Annotated in this window: 13 protein-coding genes; 7 read left to right on the forward strand and 6 right to left on the reverse strand. The window is 62.3% G+C overall.

Annotated elements, in window-relative coordinates; genetic code table 11:
• The first annotated feature begins 145 nt into the window (after positions 1-145).
• From IPI01_20475 to IPI01_20500, 6 genes are all read left to right on the forward strand, one after another.
• Positions 146-1,111 (forward strand): hypothetical protein, encoded by a 966-nt coding sequence (locus tag IPI01_20475; protein ID MBK7260131.1) that lies wholly within the window; start codon positions 146-148, stop codon positions 1,109-1,111.
• On the forward strand, positions 1,108-2,508 hold the full coding sequence (locus IPI01_20480) for a hypothetical protein (protein ID MBK7260132.1): 1,401 nt from the start codon (positions 1,108-1,110) through the stop codon (positions 2,506-2,508). Before IPI01_20475 ends, IPI01_20480 begins: the two co-directional genes overlap by 4 nt.
• On the forward strand, positions 2,400-6,710 hold the full coding sequence (locus tag IPI01_20485; protein MBK7260133.1) for an aminotransferase class I/II-fold pyridoxal phosphate-dependent enzyme: 4,311 nt from the start codon (positions 2,400-2,402) through the stop codon (positions 6,708-6,710). Before IPI01_20480 ends, IPI01_20485 begins: the two co-directional genes overlap by 109 nt.
• A gap of 277 nt (positions 6,711-6,987) precedes the next feature.
• Positions 6,988-7,830: a DUF2911 domain-containing protein gene (locus IPI01_20490; protein ID MBK7260134.1), complete on the forward strand. Its 843-nt coding sequence runs from the start codon at positions 6,988-6,990 to the stop codon at positions 7,828-7,830.
• Between the two features lie 47 nt (positions 7,831-7,877).
• Positions 7,878-9,080: an alpha/beta fold hydrolase gene (locus IPI01_20495; GenBank protein ID MBK7260135.1), complete on the forward strand. Its 1,203-nt coding sequence runs from the start codon at positions 7,878-7,880 to the stop codon at positions 9,078-9,080.
• 265 nt (positions 9,081-9,345) lie between these two features.
• A complete protein-coding gene (locus IPI01_20500) occupies positions 9,346-9,978 on the forward strand; it encodes a T9SS type A sorting domain-containing protein (protein MBK7260136.1) in 633 nt (210 codons plus the stop codon).
• On the opposite strand, the gene IPI01_20505 is transcribed toward IPI01_20500, so the two are convergent.
• From IPI01_20505 to IPI01_20525, 5 genes are all read right to left on the reverse strand, one after another.
• Positions 9,914-11,680, reverse strand: coding sequence for a family 43 glycosylhydrolase (locus tag IPI01_20505; protein ID MBK7260137.1), 1,767 nt, complete (start codon positions 11,678-11,680; stop codon positions 9,914-9,916). The genes IPI01_20500 and IPI01_20505 overlap by 65 nt on opposite strands.
• On the reverse strand, positions 11,681-12,469 hold the full coding sequence (locus IPI01_20510; GenBank protein ID MBK7260138.1) for a hypothetical protein: 789 nt from the start codon (positions 12,467-12,469) through the stop codon (positions 11,681-11,683).
• A gap of 135 nt (positions 12,470-12,604) precedes the next feature.
• Positions 12,605-13,099 carry an EF-hand domain-containing protein gene (locus tag IPI01_20515; protein MBK7260139.1) on the reverse strand — a complete coding sequence of 165 codons (495 nt, stop codon included), beginning with the start codon at positions 13,097-13,099 and terminating at the stop codon, positions 12,605-12,607.
• Positions 13,100-13,284: 185 nt separating this feature from the next.
• Positions 13,285-13,995, reverse strand: coding sequence for a response regulator transcription factor (locus IPI01_20520; GenBank protein MBK7260140.1), 711 nt, complete (start codon positions 13,993-13,995; stop codon positions 13,285-13,287).
• On the reverse strand, positions 13,992-15,860 hold the full coding sequence (locus tag IPI01_20525; protein ID MBK7260141.1) for a HAMP domain-containing histidine kinase: 1,869 nt from the start codon (positions 15,858-15,860) through the stop codon (positions 13,992-13,994). The genes IPI01_20520 and IPI01_20525 overlap by 4 nt, the downstream gene beginning before the upstream one ends.
• Positions 15,861-16,022: 162 nt before the next feature.
• Here IPI01_20525 and IPI01_20530 point away from each other — a divergent pair, with 162 nt between their 5' ends.
• On the forward strand, positions 16,023-16,904 hold the full coding sequence (locus tag IPI01_20530; GenBank protein MBK7260142.1) for a hypothetical protein: 882 nt from the start codon (positions 16,023-16,025) through the stop codon (positions 16,902-16,904).
• 42 nt (positions 16,905-16,946) lie between these two features.
• On the opposite strand, the gene IPI01_20535 is transcribed toward IPI01_20530, so the two are convergent.
• Complete coding sequence (locus tag IPI01_20535; protein MBK7260143.1) at positions 16,947-18,164, reverse strand: ABC transporter permease; 1,218 nt, start codon at positions 18,162-18,164, stop codon at positions 16,947-16,949.
• Positions 18,165-18,227: the final 63 nt, after the last annotated feature.

An 18,227-nucleotide genomic window follows, 5' to 3' on the forward strand; every position in this document is an offset into this window, starting at 1 on the left:
CCCCACGTGAATCTACGTTCAAGGGGGGTCAAATTCAACCTCTTGCGATTCGGTCTCCGAGAATATATCTTAAAGGAACCGGTCTGCCTGCACCCCCCCGGCGTTTTTCCACCACTCCCTTCCGGGCATCGTCAAGGAGCGTACAATGGAAGTCTTCCTGGGCATTATCGTGCTTCTTCTTCTCATCGGGTTGTTCGAATACCGGTTCCGTCAACCCGATCAGATCGTGATCTACGAAACGAAGGATGGCGTGGGCGTACGCGCGGCCCGGCTCTATGCTCGCCATTTCGGGACGCCCATCGCACGCACGGCGCATTCATTCACACAGACGGTGGATGCCTCGGCAAAGGGCAATCTCGATATCCGCGTGAAACTGGCCGTCACCGTGGCGCCTGCATCCGGACATCTCGACGCACTCGTCCGCGCGGGCGGATGGGGCCTGGACGCAGTGGCGAAAGCAGCCAAAGAGCTCGAGACATTCCTCCTCGGCCATATCAAGTCCTACACCGAACAGTATGGTATCGAGAACCTCTCCTCCGAGAAGATCCGCACGCACCTGATGCAGCAGAGTGCTGGTTCGAAATCCGCTCTCGGGCTGGACATTGTCACACTGACCGTCGCTTCCTTCGAGCCGACCAACACACAGATCGCGGAAGCGATCCGGCAGCAGGAGCAGGCCCGCATCCTCGAGCAGACCGAGACATTGAACCACCAGGCGCGCGTCGCGGCGGCACGCGTGCGCTCGAAAGCGGACGAGGAGATCGCCGGACTTGACCATATGCTCGAGGTGCGGAAGATCGCACTCCGCCAGGAGCAGATGAACAAAGAGATGGAACTCGCGACATCGCGCGCGACACACGAAGTGAAACTGAAGCAGATGCGCCTCGAGCACGAAAAGGAAGAATTGCGGATGCTGAAGGAGAGCCCGGAACTCCTCCTGCTCACCCCGCAGGCCGCCCGGCTCGCGGAAGCAAGCCAGTCGATGAAGAACGCCCGTACGGTGGTGAACCTCGCCCCCGGTGATGTGGCCGGCGGCGGTGAACTCCTCGGCCTGTTCCATGCTCTCGTGCAGGGCGCACTCGACGCACTCCAGAAGCGTAAGAAAGGATGATGACCCAGGCCGACGTCGCTGCACGGTTCAGGCTCCGGCCCACACGTGCCGCCAAGGTCTCGGAGATCAGTGAGGCGACAGCCGCATCGGCCGTCGCACCGGAGGAGCGCGTCAATTTCCACATCGGCAATCCGGTCCAGGACCCCCGCCTCTCGTCCGCATTCCTCCGCGCCGCCCTGGGGCTCGACATCCGTGCCGTGGATCTCACGATGGACCGGCCGGACGAGCTGCTCGCCGCATGCGGATGGGACGACGATGAACGGCCGACCATCGACCTCCTCACATCACTCGTCAAGCGCAGCGCTCCCTATCTCCCCCGCGGCGGCTTTACCCGGTCCGCTCCCCCTCCGATCGTCCGGTCGTTCCAGGAGTGGCTCGAGCACCAGCACGATCCCCTCACGTACGACATCGGCAAGACCAGCGGCAAGCGCGAGATCATCCTCGCGTCCGGCGGCGTCACCGAGACCATGCGCGTTCTCTTTCACGCACTGTCCTCGTTCCTGGTGCACCTCCCTGCAACGGTCTATCAGTATCACTGTCCGCTTCCTGCCCATGTCACATCGTTCCCCGGACTCCGCCATGTGTCGCTGCCGGAAGATGAGACGGAGGCGCTCGCGATCCTCGAAGGATCACTGCACAGCGATACGGGGGGCCCCTCGTTCCTGCTCCTCGGCTCCGTCACATCCGAGGAGATGCGCCGCGTCCTCCGCTCGCTCAGCGTCGACCATCCGCTCTTCATTCTTGAAGCGAACGACGCTCCCAATCATCTGTCCCTGGCACGCGAAGCGAAAATGGTGGACCGTGTCATCCGGTTCCTGACGCCCGCCATCCTCTCGCCGTCGTTCGCAAGCGACTCGCTCGTGTTCGTCGCGGGCAATGCAGAGTACCTGTCCCTTCTGGAGATGCTCCATTTCCAATTGAAGGGGACACCCTCTGCCGCCGAGGTCGAGTTGGTGACACACCTCCTCGCCCTGCCACCCTCCCGCACCAATGCCGGAGCAACGGGTATCCCCTTCGCGACCGACCCCCCGCTGGAATCGGGCGGGCCGGCACCGGCATTGACCCGTGCGATCACCGCCGCAGGCGCACGTACCGAGCAGACTTTTGCGGCTGCCGTCACGGCCCGGAGCGAACGGATCGATGGCCTCGCAGAGCATCTGGCCGGCCGCGCCGCCGCCTGGCTCGACCGTTCGCACAGCTACACGCGGCTCCCCTCGTCGACCATTTCATCGGATATACCGCCACCGGCATCCTGCGCACGCTGCGCGAACGGTTCCACGAGCCCGACGTGCATCATGAGCTCCAACAGAGTTTCCTCGGCGCCTTCCTTTCGCACCATCCTGAGTATGACCGGTCTTCCTGCCGTGTCGTCAGCGGGTCCGCACGAACGGCGCTGAGTCTCCTCGGATTCCACTGCGGTATCCGCGATGTGATCTTCCCTGACCTGAGCTGGACCTACGAACACTGCTTCCCCTCGGTGGAAGCGGTGGCGTTGACGGCAGACTTCGATCTCGATGTCGATGCCATTCTCGCAGCCGTGGACGCGCGGATCGCTGCAGACCCGTCGTGGCGGGACCACGGCGCGGTTGCCCTGAATAACCCGCACAACGCCACCGGCCGGATCTTCAATGCGGACGGCATGCGGCGGCTCGTGCACGCGCTCCTGATGCGGAACGTGTGCATCCTGGACGATCTGTCGTACCAGAACGTTGCGCCGGTGGACATCCTGCCGGACATCCCGCACGTCCGCCGTATCGCCGATGAACTCGTTGCCACGGGGGCGATTCTCCAGAGCCAGTCCGACCGGGTCATCACCGCACATTCGCTTTCCAAGACCGACTGCATGGCGGGAGCGCGGTTGTCCGTCGTCGAGATCCGTTCCGAAGGACTCCGTGAACGCTTCGACGCCGTCAACAATGTGATCCGCCCGAATACCGGCGCTTTGTTCCTCGCGTATCTGTTCTACAGGAACCCGCTGGACGTCGTCCGCGCATACTGGCGGCTGCGCAATCAGGTCTTCGCTGAACGCATGGCGGCCATCTCCACCGCCATGCACAATCTGCCCGCCGAGCGGAACAGTTTCGGTATCGAGATCATACCACCTGCCGGCAGCATGTATCCCCTTCTCCTCATTCACCGGCTTCCCTCCGGTCTGTCGCTGGATTGGGTGGCGGCCGGATTGGCGCGTCAGGGGATCGGCATGGTCCCGCTTTCGACGTTCGCACGCACGGAAAGAGGATTTGACGCAGGACGCAAGGCGTTCCGCCTGACCCTCGGCGGCACCGATGGCGCCGATGCACTTCTTGCCAAGACGCGCCGCGTGCTCATCGATCTGAACCGGCTGATCGCCGAAGAAGGGGCACGGTACTCGCGGCGCGCATACCCTGCGGGCCGACGGACAAGTTTCCTTCCGGCAAGCGTCGATCTGTGGAAGTCCCTGGAAGGACGCGTGCGGGGATCGCTCCCGCGCGCCATGGCAAGCTTCCGTACGCCCCTGGGCGACGAACTCCGCCGCGAACCGCTGCGGTCCACATTCGAGAATGAATTCCTTGCGCGACAGTTCACGACGTACCGTCGCCGCTTCGAGGACCGCCGTCTGGTGACCGAGGAGCTGATCCACCGTGTCAGCGACAGCCCACCACGAGCGCTCGAACAGATGCTCGAGGGCGAATTCCTGAAGGACAGCAGCGACCGCAGAGCGACGACCTTCAAAGACCGCCTCTTCGACCGCACGGTGCATCCAACGCAAATGTACTCGATCCGGACCGAAGCGGCGTTCGAGGAAGCGATCGGCCACCTGCTCCGCGCCACATCCGTTCCAGCCGGGCTCATCGATCGGCTGACGCGCGAATTGATCGACGAATTCATCGGCACGACCGTCGCGATCACCTCGAGCGAGGAAGCAGACGAGATCTGCCTCGACCTCGATACACACATCGCGGCAGAATTATATGGTGACCTTCACGGCACCACGTCGACGCGCGCATTCCTGTCGTTCTGGGGCGACTGGGACGGCAGCAACCGGCCGTCGGGCCAGGGACATCGCCTCGTGGGGGCGGTGCTCCTCAGGAATGTCGGACGGATGTCCCGGCTGCTCCGGATGCTCGCCGAGCGCAACCCGTCCGTGGCTATCCCCGCCGACCTGCGTGCGGAACTTGAACGGCTGCCGCACAATACCGAACGGTTCCACCGTCTGCTGAACGACATCACGGCGTTGACGCATCAGCTCGAACGCCGGTACAAAGGCATTCTGCCCTTCCATGCCCGCGTGGGGCGTCTCCGCCGCGTCGGCATGGCATTGCATCTCGCCCGCGATCCGGTGACGTCGCTCTGGTACCACAACGACCGGCTCGAACAGAAGATGCTCGCGCTCCGCGCCGATCGCCGGCGCGCCCTGGAGTACTACTTCGCGCTCAATAAGAAACTGCGGAAAGCACTCCATGGGTTGTTGCCCGCGTTCCGCGACCATCTCTCCGACCCCGTCTTCATGCGGGAGGCGGTGACCTTCCGCGACCTGCTCCAGCGATTCGTGATCACGCCGCGCATCCACCAGAACATGGTCACGGCGCAGGACCCGTTCGCGATCGACACCACGGTGTTCAACATCAGCGAGTTGAACGAGATCGGCGCACGCTATGGCAACCCGGGCATGGTCCTCGCACTCCAGGTGAGCATGTCCACGAAGCCGGGTGCCCTGATCGATCTTGACCGCAAGATGCGGGCACGGAGGGAACACATCCTCCGCGAAGCTCCGGACCTTCACCTCCCCTCGGTCTGGCTTGTGCCGCTCTTTGAAGACCGCGATGCGGTGAATGGTATCGCGGCCTATTGCGACCGTCTGTGGGAATATGCTCTCCAGAGCCGCCGCGCATCGCAGGAGACCTACGAGCGCTTCGGCGAGATCATCGCCGAGGTGTTCATCGCCGGATCCGACCTGAGCCAGCAGGTGAGCCAGGCCGCCGGCGCACAACTGTACCGCAACGCGAAGAATGAACTGATGCACTGGCTGGCCGCGCATGGCCTCACCGATGCGATCCGCCTGAAGATGGGGAGCGGCGAACCGATGCAGCGCCAGGGCGGATACTATGGTGAACACAGCGGCCGCTCCGCATTCCTGCAGGGCAGCGGTGCCATGCGCCTCTTCACCCATCATCTCAGCGCGTCCGCACGCAGGAGCACCCTGTACGCCACGACGCCCATGATGGGCGTGTTCGCGGGCGGCGATCTGCGCACCTATCAGGCAGCGATCTCCGAGCAACTCCGGCATCTCCCGGTGGCTTCCCTCGCGGAGCTCCTCCATCATATCGCAGGGATGCAATCCGACCACCGCCGCGACATGACCCGCGCCAGTGAGGAGTTGACGGAAAGCCGGATCGTCACGACGGCACGGGGGAAGCAAGCATTGGAGCGCCTCACGCTCGGGCCGGTGGATCCGGCGATGCAGCAATTCCTCACGATCCTGACGGAGAATTTCCGGCAGATCCTGTACGGGCGCGAAGAGGATGTGGTGGGCATCCACGTGATCTCGTACTTCATCGCACGCACCACGCCGCCGCTGCGCGACCGTCCAACGGTGCGGCCGGGGGCCGGAGGCAAGGACCGCGGCAACCGTATCCTTGAGCGCATCGCGGAAACGATCCCCTTCTCGCGGTACGGGAGTCTTCTCCGCGCCATCGCCCACAACCAGGCGCAGACAATGGTCATGGGCATCCCCCAGTTGACCACCGGATTGTTCCGGGCACTGGATGCGTTCTCGCGGTGCGATATCGTGGAAGGCGACCCGCAGACCTACATTGCGGATCACGTTCTCCCTTCGCTTCCGGTGCACGAGATCCTGCACACCCTGCGGATGTACCTTGAACCGGACAACCGCTCGCTGCGTGCTGTCGGGAGGGCCTTCCCCGCCGGGAATACTGCCCTGCTCGCGCTGCGCGAAGACATGGATGCCGTGGCCACGTACGTTCCGCTCCTGCAGCAGGAATTGCTGCGGCGGCACGGCGTCGAGATCAGCGATTTCTTCGAGGGGCCGCATTTCAATCCGGATCTCCTGCCGACGCTCCGGCCCGATCTGGCCGTCCTGTTCCAGGCAGACCTGCTCAACACCGACCCGCGCGCACTCCTGGCAACCCTGCCCCGCGACGTCGATCCAGATTGGACGAAAGAGTTCACCGCCCTTCTGGAACTCCCGTCCGCGATCCGCCAGTGGCGGGCCCAGGCATGGGCGTTGCTGGAACAGCCGGTACTGCAACGCGTTGAGTCGTTCGTGGAACTTGCCGTGTCACTCCATGCGATCGCCTCGCGTGAAGGCATGGCCGATCTCTCTCTCAGCGGAAAGTCTGTCCGGATGCCGTCACGGCTCGACAACTTCTTCCGCGGGGGACGAGTGGACGACGAGATGCGGCAGTTCCTTGCAGCGGCGACCCAGTACCTTGCCATCGCTTCTGAAGGGCTTGTCGAGGTTCCCGCAAACATCATCCGCGCCATGCGGGAAGTTGAACGCATCGCCCGGATCGAAGAGCAAGCATTGAGATCGGACCAGCAGGACCGCCTGCGCTGCTATCTCCTTCAGATAGCACGGTTGACGGGAGAGAATGGTTGACGGCAGGAACCCTTCTGCCGGTCCGCTCGTTGATACTCAGCATACCTACACAGAAGGAGATCATCATGCGCATGTTCACCCGTACCTGTGCGGGGGCGGCCGTCGCCCTCTTCCTCAATGCCCAGAGTCCTGCCCAACCACCGTTACCCGTCCCCCAGCCAAGTCCGCTTGCCTCCATCAGCCAGACCATCGGCATTTCCAGGGTGGACATCTCCTACCACCGGCCGGCCGTCAAAGGACGGAAGGTCTGGGGAGGACTCGTCCCGCTTGGAGAAGTGTGGCGCGCCGGGGCGAACGAGAACACCACGATCACCTTCTCGACACCGGTCCGCATCGGCGGAACATCCGTTCCGGCGGGAACGTACGGGCTGCACATGATCCCACGACTGGCCCATGGACGATCATCCTGAGCACGAATGGAACATCCTGGGGAAGCTACTTCTATAAGCAAAGCGAGGACGCGCTGCGCTTCTCCGTCACGCCACGACAGGAACAGTTCCACGAGTGGCTGCAATACGAGTTCGGTGCGATCACCGATACCAGCGCCGTCCTCTCCTTGCTCTGGGAGAACCTGAGGGTCCCCATCGCACTTTCCTTCGAAACGCCCACCCTCGTGCTCGCCAACGCCCGTGAAGCCTATTTGCGCGGTGTGGCCGGGTTCACCTGGCAGGGCTACAACCAGGCGGCACAGTATGCCATCCAGCACGGCGGCGACGTGAATGAAGCGCTCGGGTGGATCGACCGGTCGCTGCAGTATGGCACGAACTTCACCAACCTTCAGACCAAAGCCACCATCCTGGACAAACGGGGTGATGCAGCCGGCGCAAAGGCGCTGCGGACGCGCGCCATGCAAGTGGCAACGGAGGCCGAGGTGAATACCTATGGGTACACCCTCATGGGTGCAGGCCGCGTGGACGATGCCATCGCGATGTTCGAGGCGAATGTGAAGGCACATCCGGATTCATGGAACGTGTACGACAGCCTCGGCGAGGCGCTCGAGACGAAGGGTGAGGTGAGGGGCGCGATCAAGAACTACGAGAAGGCCCTGGCACTCGTCGGCGATGAGGCCAACAAGAAGCGCCTCACGGAGACCCTCACCCGCCTGCGCGCGAAGAAGTGACACGCCACTCTCACCGGAAGCGGCAGGGTGACGAAGGAGGAACATCTATGCGTTCATTGTGCGGATATCTCTCGCTGGTGCTTGCGCTGGGCGCACTCGTCGCACGAGCGCAAACGACCATCGATTCGTCACTCGTGATGAATGACGGCGTTCATATCGAGACCACCCTTGTCCTCCCCCCGGATTCCACGCGCCCTGCCGGGGGATTCCCGGCAGTGATCTATGTGCATGGACTCGGTGGCAACAAGGACGGAAGTGCGCTGATCGGGACCATCATCTCCGCCAATGGTTTTGCGAGTTTCACGTACAACGTGCGCGGACAGGGAACGTCGGGCGGTCTTTCCACGATCATGGGTCCTCGTGAGGTGCAGGACCTCCGCGACCTGGTCGCCTACCTCCGGAGCCGGCCCGGCATCAACCCCGACGCGATCGGGATCGCCGGCGGATCACAGGGTGGCGTCCATGCCTGGATCGCAGCGATCAACAGGATCCCGGGTATCACGTGCATCGCCACGCTCCTCGCCCCACCGTCGTACGCCGCCGACCTTGCACCGAACAATACGATCAAGCAGCAACTCCAGGCAGAGCTCTCCCTCGGGTCGGTGCGGTTCGATCCCATCCGTGACCGCATCCGCTCGTTCGTGCTCATGGAGAACATGGACTCCGTCCGTGCGTTCATTGCGCAACGCGACCTGTCCCCGTATGTGGACAGCGTCAGGATCCCCGTGATCCAGAGCCTCGGATGGGCCGATGTGATCTTCCCGGTGAACGGCGCGATCCGTGCACGCGCTCAGCTCGCCGCGCGTGGGATCCCCATCTGGTCCTATTTCGGCACCAACGGACACAGCGAACCCATCAACGTTCCGGAATACCTCTTCACCGTCCAGATGATGCTCGACTGGTTCCATCACTGGCTCAAAGCGCCGATGCTTCCGGACGTTGCTTCACCAAGGGTCATCTTCGCGGACGACAGTCCGGGGTGGCCTCACAGAGAGACCGCGGTCTGGCCGCCAGCACCGGCTGCCACCCTCCGCCTCTATCCGGGTGGCTATGCGCCTGGCGACAGCGGCTCCGGGTCTCTCATCCCCACCCCGCCGTCCACCACGGACAGCCATGCATTCTCTCTGGTACATGATCCGGCTACACATCCGAACGCGCCTGGAACGAGGGTATGCCGGCTCGGCGTTTCTCAACGCTTTCCGTTCCACACCCGTACGTTTCCGATCCCTGCAACTGTCCGATACGCTTGATATCACCGGCATACCGCGTGCGCAGCTGCAATTGCAGGGCGATGGTGGACCGTTCCAGGCGAACATCCGGCTGTTCGATGTGACTCCCGGGGGCAGGCCGGGAACCTGGAGACTCCTGACCCATATGCCCCTCGGCGTGCGCGCCGCCAACTCCTCGTCGAATGCCGACTCTACGAAGCGGAAGGGGAAGCGCTCTCCCACAAAGTGCCTCCCGACCACTATGTCGGCATCGAGATCAATTCATTGGATATGTGGGACGCCACGCGTGCGCACATCATACCGTATTTCCGGTCGGTCCTCCGCGGTATTCACGGCCAGCCCGACCGGGGCATCCTATATCGACATTCCCTTGATCGGCAGCGCGAAGTTCGTGACGTCCGTGGCCGCGCAGCCGGCGATGGTGCCGTCCACCATCGTGTTGCATCAGAACTACCCCAACCCTTTCAACCCGTCCACCACCATCCGGTTCGACCTCGCCACGTCCGGGGAGGTCCGCCTCGAGGTGTACACCGTAACGGGTCAGCGTATTGCGACGCTGGTCGACGGCATCATGCCCCCGGGCACTCATGCCATCCCGTTCCAGGCGCGCGACATCGCCAGCGGCGTCTATTATTATCGCCTGACGACACATGTGGGGTCGTCGGTCCGTTCGATGGTGCTGTTGCAGTGGGAGGAGACTGGTAGGGGGTGCGCGGCCCGACACCCACAGATTGGCGGGAGGTATGCGTGCCTGTGTAGGGGCGGTGCATGCAGTGCCCCTGAACAATCCCATCATGGATTCGGCTGCGGGAGGGGTATGCGATGCCTGTGTAGGGGCGGTGCATGCACCGCCCCTACTTCCTGGAACCCGTTGGCAATGCAACGACCTCTGATCGCCGCGACACCCCGGCTTCGTTGAACGCCTCGATCGCAACATGGTAACCCTGACCTACCGTTAACGCGCGCAACTCCAACAGGCACGGCCTGTCGGCGAACACCTGAGAGGTCTGATACAGCTTGTCCGGCGCGATCCCCCACAGGATATTGTATCCCACGACGCCCGGCACCGGATCCCATGATATCGTTGCATCGCGCTCATCCTCATGACGACGCACCGTGAGTCCCACTGCCACCGCCGGAAGCGGAACGTTGCACTGCCCGAACACTCTGATATCGGAGATCGCAAGGTGGTTCGCACTCACGTGCAGGTGTTCATAGCGGATGTACCGCGCATGCACGGGTGCGGGAAGTTCGATGTAGGCATTGGGCCGGTCACGCTTCTCATGTGACAGATCCGCGATCAGGTTCCACTGCACGCTATCGACCGATGCGAAGATCCTGAACTGCGTATACACTGTAGAATCCATGCGGTAAATGCCGGACTGATGGTCGGTGTAATTCACCTGAAGCGCGCGGACGGTACACGCTGCGCCGAGGTCCAGGATCACCCACTGACCGGCAGGAGTGTTCTCCGCAAGCCAGTACGTTCGCGGGTCTTCGTCCGTCAGGGCGATCGGAGCGTGGCCCGGCGCGTACCCCGTTGCGGTCACTGCTTTGCGGTAGGACAACAACATCCATCCCGCGAACAACTCCGCGGGATCTGCTACCGGCCCCGAAGGGAGACGATGCGGGAGATCACCGAACCGCGTCGATGCGTGCAGCAGACCGTCGCGGTCGAACGCTGCCGGGAACTGAGCAATGCGACGCTCGAAATCCCAATTCACAGCGATCCATGGCGTGCCGGTATTCCAGTAGTTTCCGTACCGGTCCTGAAAGGTGTTCCCGTGCCCCGCACCGGTCACAAACCCCCCGGGCTTGTACGAGATGGGATTGTTCGGCGCATACACGAAGGGGCCGAGCGGGTCATCCCCGACGTACACGCCATTCGCATAGACATTGTATTCGGTACCGGGTGCCCCGTACTGGAGATAATACTTGCCGTCGTGTTTCGTCATCCATGCCCCCTCCATGAACGGCAACCTCGGGTCAGTGTGGTCCCGCCCGAACCGCTCCCAACCGTTCTGATCGGGGTGCAGAGTGATGAGTGCCTTCGCCGTCCCCCGGTAGGAGAACTTCCCCGCATGATCGAGTTCGATCCCCCACAACGGATACACGTTCGAGGAACCCCAGTACAGGTACCAGCGGTCCGTTTCTTCATCGTGATACACACCCGGATCCCAGGGCCCTGCGGCGCCGGACGGGACTTCGAGGCGTGGTGTGAAGACGTGCAGACTTCCCGAGTCGAGGTTCGTCGTCCAGTACACGGGCCGTGGTGTGAATGCGGATTGGAACAGATAGAACGTGTCGCGCACAAAGAGTCCGGCCGGCGCACAGTTATCATCCACCGGCCAGACGTTCGGCTCAACGAACTGCCAGTGCAGCATGTCCGGCGAGCGCCACCACCCGCCGGAGATCGTCGCGAACAGATAGTACGTTCCACGGTGGTACACCATCACCGGATCAGCGCCGGAGCGGTAGGAGATCTTTCTGTCGGACTGTTCCCAGTTGTACCGGTAGTCCAGATCGACCGGATTGCAGTACGTGGTGATGCCGGAGCTCTGTGCGTTGCAGAGCGCGGGAAGGACCGTGAGCGCGAGAGCGACTGCCGCGAGCCAGGGCATCTATAATTCCTTGAGCCATTGTTGCGCAATGGCACGTGCGGCCTCGGTGGCTTCCTTCCCCGCACGGTATGCGGTCTTCCAGCTGCTCTCCTTGTTCTCGTAGGCCGGGTTCACGAACACCAGCGCATCGCCCTTCTTGACAAGCTTCGCGCCAAAGTCCACATTGCCCGTTGCATCGAGAAATTCTCTCAGCCGGAGCTTCAGCAGCGGCTTCGGATCTCCTGCCGGATACTCCTTCTCCCATGCGGCCAGTTTCTCTTTGTAGTGTTTCGCCCCTTCTGCATTGGCCTCCTTGATATACGCATCCATCTGCGCATCCTGTGCCGGGTCCGGCTTTTCCAGTTCTTTCACCATCTGGCGGAGGGCAGCGATCACATCACGGAAGATCCCCTTCTGATCGGCGGGGGCATTCGCCTGGGCCTTTTCCTGCTCGGCAATGCTGGCCTTCAGATCGGCGAGCTGCTTCGCACGCGATTCCGCCATGGCCGGCGTCGCTTCGGGCGCGGAAGGCTTCTTCTCCTCGCGGTAGGAAGCATACCACTGCAGGAAGGCCTGTGTCTTTGTGAAGGAGCGGGCGAACTCTCCCACCGCGCGGACCACCCCGGCGCGTTTGGCCATGGGGATCGCGGCACACGCCGAGGGGTAGGAGAACGACCCATAGGCGATACCGCTCTGCACGAAATCCTGGACGGCATTCTTCGTGGTCTTCATCGCGGCAAGATGTTCATCGATGCCGGGTGACACGGCAAAGAACGGGACGAGCAGCAGGGCGACAATGATCTGCTTCATGGTGCATCTCCTGAACGTATGCGGATATGGGCCACACGGGGGCTTGAACGAAGATAAGGCTCAGAGGGGGGAATCGCAACCGGCTCCGCGCAGACCCCTGCACCGGAGGTGCGCAGGGGCTGCACGGCGGATCGGTCACATGAGGACGCTGAACAGGGACGACGTCTGTGTCTTCCCCTGCGCGTTGCCGGTGTATGTTTCGAACGACGACGATTGCTCACTGCGGCGTTCCTCCATCAGTTTCAGGAAAGACTCCTGCTCGTCCTGATCGATGGTATTGTCGCCGTTGGCGTCGATCTGCTTGAGAAGTTCCGCCAGGTCCGTGACGCCGGAAGCCTCGCCGGTCGAGACCGGGGGTTCCGACGGCCGATGGGATTCCATTTCCTTCAGGAACGTGGTGTGCTCCGTTTCGTCGATCGTCCCGTCGCCGTTGGTATCGATCTTCCCGAACATCTCTGCCGGATTCAAGCCGCCGGGACCACCCTTGCCGTCCTTCGGCGCCGCCGCCTTGAACTCCTCAAGGTCGATCCCCCCATCACCGCTGGTATCGAATTTCTTGAACATCTCTGCGGCCCGATCCAGCATGGACGAACCGCTCATTGCATTGCTGATCCCACTGATAGTGCTCATCGTGCATCCTCCCACCGTTTGGTTGACTGTCCCGCACACCTGTGCCGGGTACTCTCACTATCGGAGGACCACATGCCCTCTTTAGTTGTTAAGAGGCGCCGGGAAAACAAAACCGGCGAATGCGTGCTGCATTCGCCGGCCTTCATGGTCTTAACAACCATTTGTCAAACTGCAAAGGTGTTATCTCACCCGGCAAAGCGATAGCCAACCCCATACACGGTGAGAATGAACTCGGGATGGCGTGGGTTCTCTTCCACCTTCTGCCGGAGCCACGTGACGTGCGTGTCGATCGTTCGCGTATTCGGCATTGCATCATATCCCCACACACCATTCAGGATCACTTCGCGCGACAGGACCTCGCCGCGATGTTCGATGAAATACTTGAGCAACTGGAACTCGCGGGCGGAGAGCTCGATGGGTGCGCGGTCGGTACGCGAGATCGTCATCGTGCGGAAGTCGATCTGCACTTTCCCGAATGTGTACGTGGACAGCCGTACGGGAGTCGTCGGCACAAGAGCCGGGCGCCGCAGCAGCGTTTCGATGCGCGCAAGCAGTTCGATCATTTCGAACGGCTTCGTGAGATAATCATCGGCCCCGAGCTTCAATCCCACAACACGGTCGTGCACCTCCCCGCGCGCTGTCAGCATGATGATCGGCGTAACGATGCCGTCATGGCGCAGATCGCGGCACACCTCAAGGCCACCCTTATGCGGCAACATCAGATCCAGGATGATGAGATCCCAGTTCCCCTCGCGTGCTGCCTTCTCACCCCGCATACCGTCGGCAGCATGTTGGACCGTATACCCTTCGGCCTGGAGTCTGTCCGTGAGTGTGACGACCAGTCCGGGTTCGTCTTCAACCAGGAGGATGCGTCGTTGGCGGCTTGTCCCTGTCATGCTTCTGTCCGTTCGCTCATGAATAATGGCAGATGAATGGTGAAACAGCTCCCGTGTCCGGGAGTACTCTCCACGGTGATCATGCCACCGTGTGCCTGCACCACATGCTGTGCGAGGTTCAGCCCCAATCCGCTTCCCCGGATCTGTTGCGTCCTCGCATCTTCGGTGCGGTAGAATGGCTCGAAGATGCGCCCGATCTCCGCGGGATCGATGCCGATCCCATGGTCCTCCACGTCGATGAGCACCTCATCACTCTTCGCTCCCGATGCAATGCGCAACCCAACCCTGATCCTCTCCGATGTACCGCGGTACTTCATCGCATTGCTGATCAGATTCTGGATGGCCGTGCCGAGGGACGTCGCATCCGCCCGGATGGTGACCGGCACTCCGGGCAGCTGCGTTTCCACGGTCACGCCCGCCTCCATCAGCATCGGCTGGCATGCCGACACAGAACGTGTGACGACATCGGCCGCCTGCGTCGGCACAAGCGTGTACTGTTTTCTCCCTGAATGGATCCCGGCATAGCCGAGCGCATTCTCCGCGAGGACGCTCAGCCGCTGCACTTCGGAACGTATCATCTGTCCGTATGCCTTCACGCGCGACGGATCCGTGATGACACCATCGGCCAGGTTTTCGCCGGCCGAATGCAGGACCGCGATGGGTGTCCGCAGCTCGTGCGACATGCCCGCAACGAATGCGATCTGACTGTTCGCGAGTTGCTGCATACGGTGCGAGGTAACAAGGAGGACCCCGAGGGCGATCCCCATGAGGATCAGGATGCCCGAGCTGACCGCGAGGTTCCTGAGACGGCTCTGGTTCACCGCTGCCTCCAACGACCCGGCACGGTGCCGGATGCGGAGTTCAAGGATCGATCCTTCGCGGCGCATGTCGCGGCCCCTGCCCGGCCATCCCATCGGCCCTCCCCCGAAACGGGCACTGTCGCCGCGACGATCCGGTTCGGGTGGCCACCGCCATTCCTCGGGCCGCCGCTCACCAGGACCACGGTCCCCCGGGCTCCGATCGCCAGGACCACGGTCATCCGGCCTGCGCTCCGGCCGGTCCTGCATCCGGCCGCGAACAGAAGGGATCATGGACAAAGGCACAGGGGGGAACATCGCCACACCCATGATGACGTCGGACTCGTTCGGCGGGATCGCCGCACGATCCGGCAGACTGGAATACAGGACGACCGAAGGGTCGTCTTTGCGGAGGATGCAATACTCCAGATCCTGCGCCTCTCCTGCCCGGATCGACATAGCGGCGGTCGCCGGGATGAATTGCTCGCGCAGATAGGTGGTGTCGATGGTCAGGACGATGCGATCGTTCCCCAGGACCGGCGCACCATTCTCGCCAAGCGGAAGGATCACCGACCCCAGATTCTTCGCGACATACACCGCGTACACCTGATCGATGCGGATGCGCAGCCAATGCAGCGAATCGCGCGAGGGGTCCACGGGAAACTCGTTGTCCGGTGCCTGGGTTCCCTGCTTGAACTGCATCCCATCGAAGGGCCAGACAGTTGCCCCGGTCTCATCCCGGCGCACATAGGTCAACTGTCGGACGAGGTTCGGATGGCGCGTCTGGGCCTCCCACTCCTGTAGTCGCATCGCCATCTCGAACGAGAGGTCCGCGTGCGCGCGCCGGGGATCGGCACCGAAGATCCGGAGCACGGAGGAGAGTTCTTCGTCGACACTCCGCGAAAAATGGAACGCCGCGGTCTGAACGGTCGCCTGCATCCTCTCCCGCTCCTGCTCGCTGATCTGTCCGATCCACTGGTACTGGAGCACCGCAAGGAGCGGAACGAGCACCAGGAGCGCAATGATGACAACGAGAACAGAGGGTCGGATATGGAGCCGTGAAGTCATGGCACAATATATCGCGCGATGATGTCTCACGCAATTGTTAAGGGTCATTTTTACCGCGACTTAACAAGCTTAACAAATAATTTGCCCATGGTTAACACGCATCCGCACCGAAAATGCGTATCTTGGTGCATGGTCCACAACGTCTCACGGAAGGATACAGACATGGTTGCACTCCGCACATCAGCGGCCACCCTTGCGGGCGTAGCTGCCGCCATGGTGCTCTTCACCGGATGCGGCAGCACATCCCTGACGAGCACCTATCATGAAAAGCCGTACACGATCGACGGCGACCCGAAGGACTGGGTCGGTCTGCCGCTCTACGTCGATAGATCCGGTATGAACGTCGCCGTCAGCCACGACGCCGACCATCTGTACGTCATGGTCTCTACGACCGACCGCACGATACAATCGCAGATCCGCCGTCGTGGTTTCACCGTTTGGTTCGATCCCACAGGCGGAAGCGCCAGGACCTTCGGTATCCGGTACCCCCTGGGGATGCCCGGTGGGCCACCGCCTTCGATGGACGACATGATGGCGCCCCCTGATGACATGGATATGGATATGCCACCTCCCGGCCGCGGGGAGGACCTGATGAGGTCCGACATGGAACTCCTCGGCCCCGAGGACGAGGATCGCATGATCGTCTCCCTGTTGTCGGAGAAGCAGATCCAGATCAAGCTCAGTGATGCCGCCGGAGGTCTGACCTACGAACTCCGCGTCCCGCTTCACCACGACGCCGCACACCCGCACGGGATCGGAGTCCAGTCGGGAAAGGACCTCGGGATGATGCTGCAGACCGAGAAGATGGACGGCATGATGGGGCGTCCCGGCGGTGGAGGGCAGCGCGGTGGACGCGAAGGCGATGGTGGCGGTATGATGCCTCCAGGAGGTGAGGACATGCAGGGAGGTGAAGGAGGGCGTGGGTCCGGAGGTGGCAGGGGGCCAGGCGGCAGAGGACCCGGAGGCGGCATGCGGGGTGAGCGGGGATCAGGTGCACACTCATCCCCGATCGACATCTCCCTGAAGGTGGTGCTCACCCGCTGAGCACCACCGTTCACCCTGCTGTCCTACCGCAGGACCCCGGGATCACTCGTAGCGCAGGGCGTCGATCGGATTCAGCATCGCCGCCTTGCGCGCCGGATAGAACCCGAAGAAGATCCCGATGGCGATCGAGAATCCGAACGAAAGGATGATCGAGAACGCCGTGATGATCGTCGGCCACTTCGCAAAACTCGATATGGCCAGCGAACCGCCCACCCCCAGCGCTATCCCCAACAACCCGCCGAGCAGACTGAGCACCAGAGCCTCGATGAGGAATTGCGTCAGGATATCGCGTCCGCGAGCACCCACGGACATCCTGATGCCGATCTCGCGTGTGCGTTCGGTGACCGATACCAGCATGATGTTCATGATGCCGATGCCACCGACGAGCAGCGACACCGACGCGATGCTCGCAAGCAGGATCGTCAGGATCTCCGTCGTCGCCGTAGCGGTCGCCGCCAGGTCGGATTGGTTGCGGATCGTGAAATCATCCGTATCATACGACGCGATCTTGTGCCGCATGCGCAGAAGCTCGGTGATCTGACGCTGCGCCTCGAGGATCGTCGCCGGACTTGTCGCCGACACGATGACCTGCCGGAGGTACGGCGAATGTGAGAGGCGGCGGAGGACCGTCGTGTACGGCGCCAGGATCACATCGTCCTGATCCTGCCCCATGGCATTCTGGCCCTTGCGGGACAGGACGCCGACCACACGGGCAGGCATGTTCCGCAGCCTGACGGTCTGTCCGATGGGTGAGGTCTCAGGGAAGAGATTGTCGGCGACCGTGGCACCAAGGACGCACACTTTTGCCGCGGCCTTGACATCCTGCTCGGAATAGAACTCACCGTATTCAATGGGCCACGACCGGATCTCCAGATAGTCCGCACCCGTGCCTTCGATACTTGTTCCCCAGTTCAGGTTGCCGGCGATGGCTTGTCCGCCCGAACGGGCGCCCGGCGAGACATACGCCACCGCAGGGCATTCCTTCGCGATCGCAAAGGCATCTTCTTCGGTGAGCGTGGTGACGGACCCCGCCCCCACCCTGATCCCACCTTGTTGCTGCGACCCCGGGAAGATGATGAGCACATTCGTCCCCAGTGCCGAGATCTGCTGCTTCACCGAATACTCAGCCCCCTGACCGATCGCAAGCATCGCGATCACCGCGGCAACGCCGATGATGATCCCCAGCATGGTCAGGAATGAACGCATCTTGTTGCGGCGGAGGGCACGAAAGGCCGACCGGAGGATATTCAAGGACTTCATGCTGCTTCCTCCTCATCATCATCATCGACGATCGGCATATCCCTGAGCGCCTCAACGGCATTC

Source organism: Ignavibacteriota bacterium, from assembly GCA_016707525.1.
In the GTDB taxonomy this organism is placed as follows: domain Bacteria; phylum Bacteroidota; class Ignavibacteria; order UBA10030; family UBA6906; genus JAGDMK01.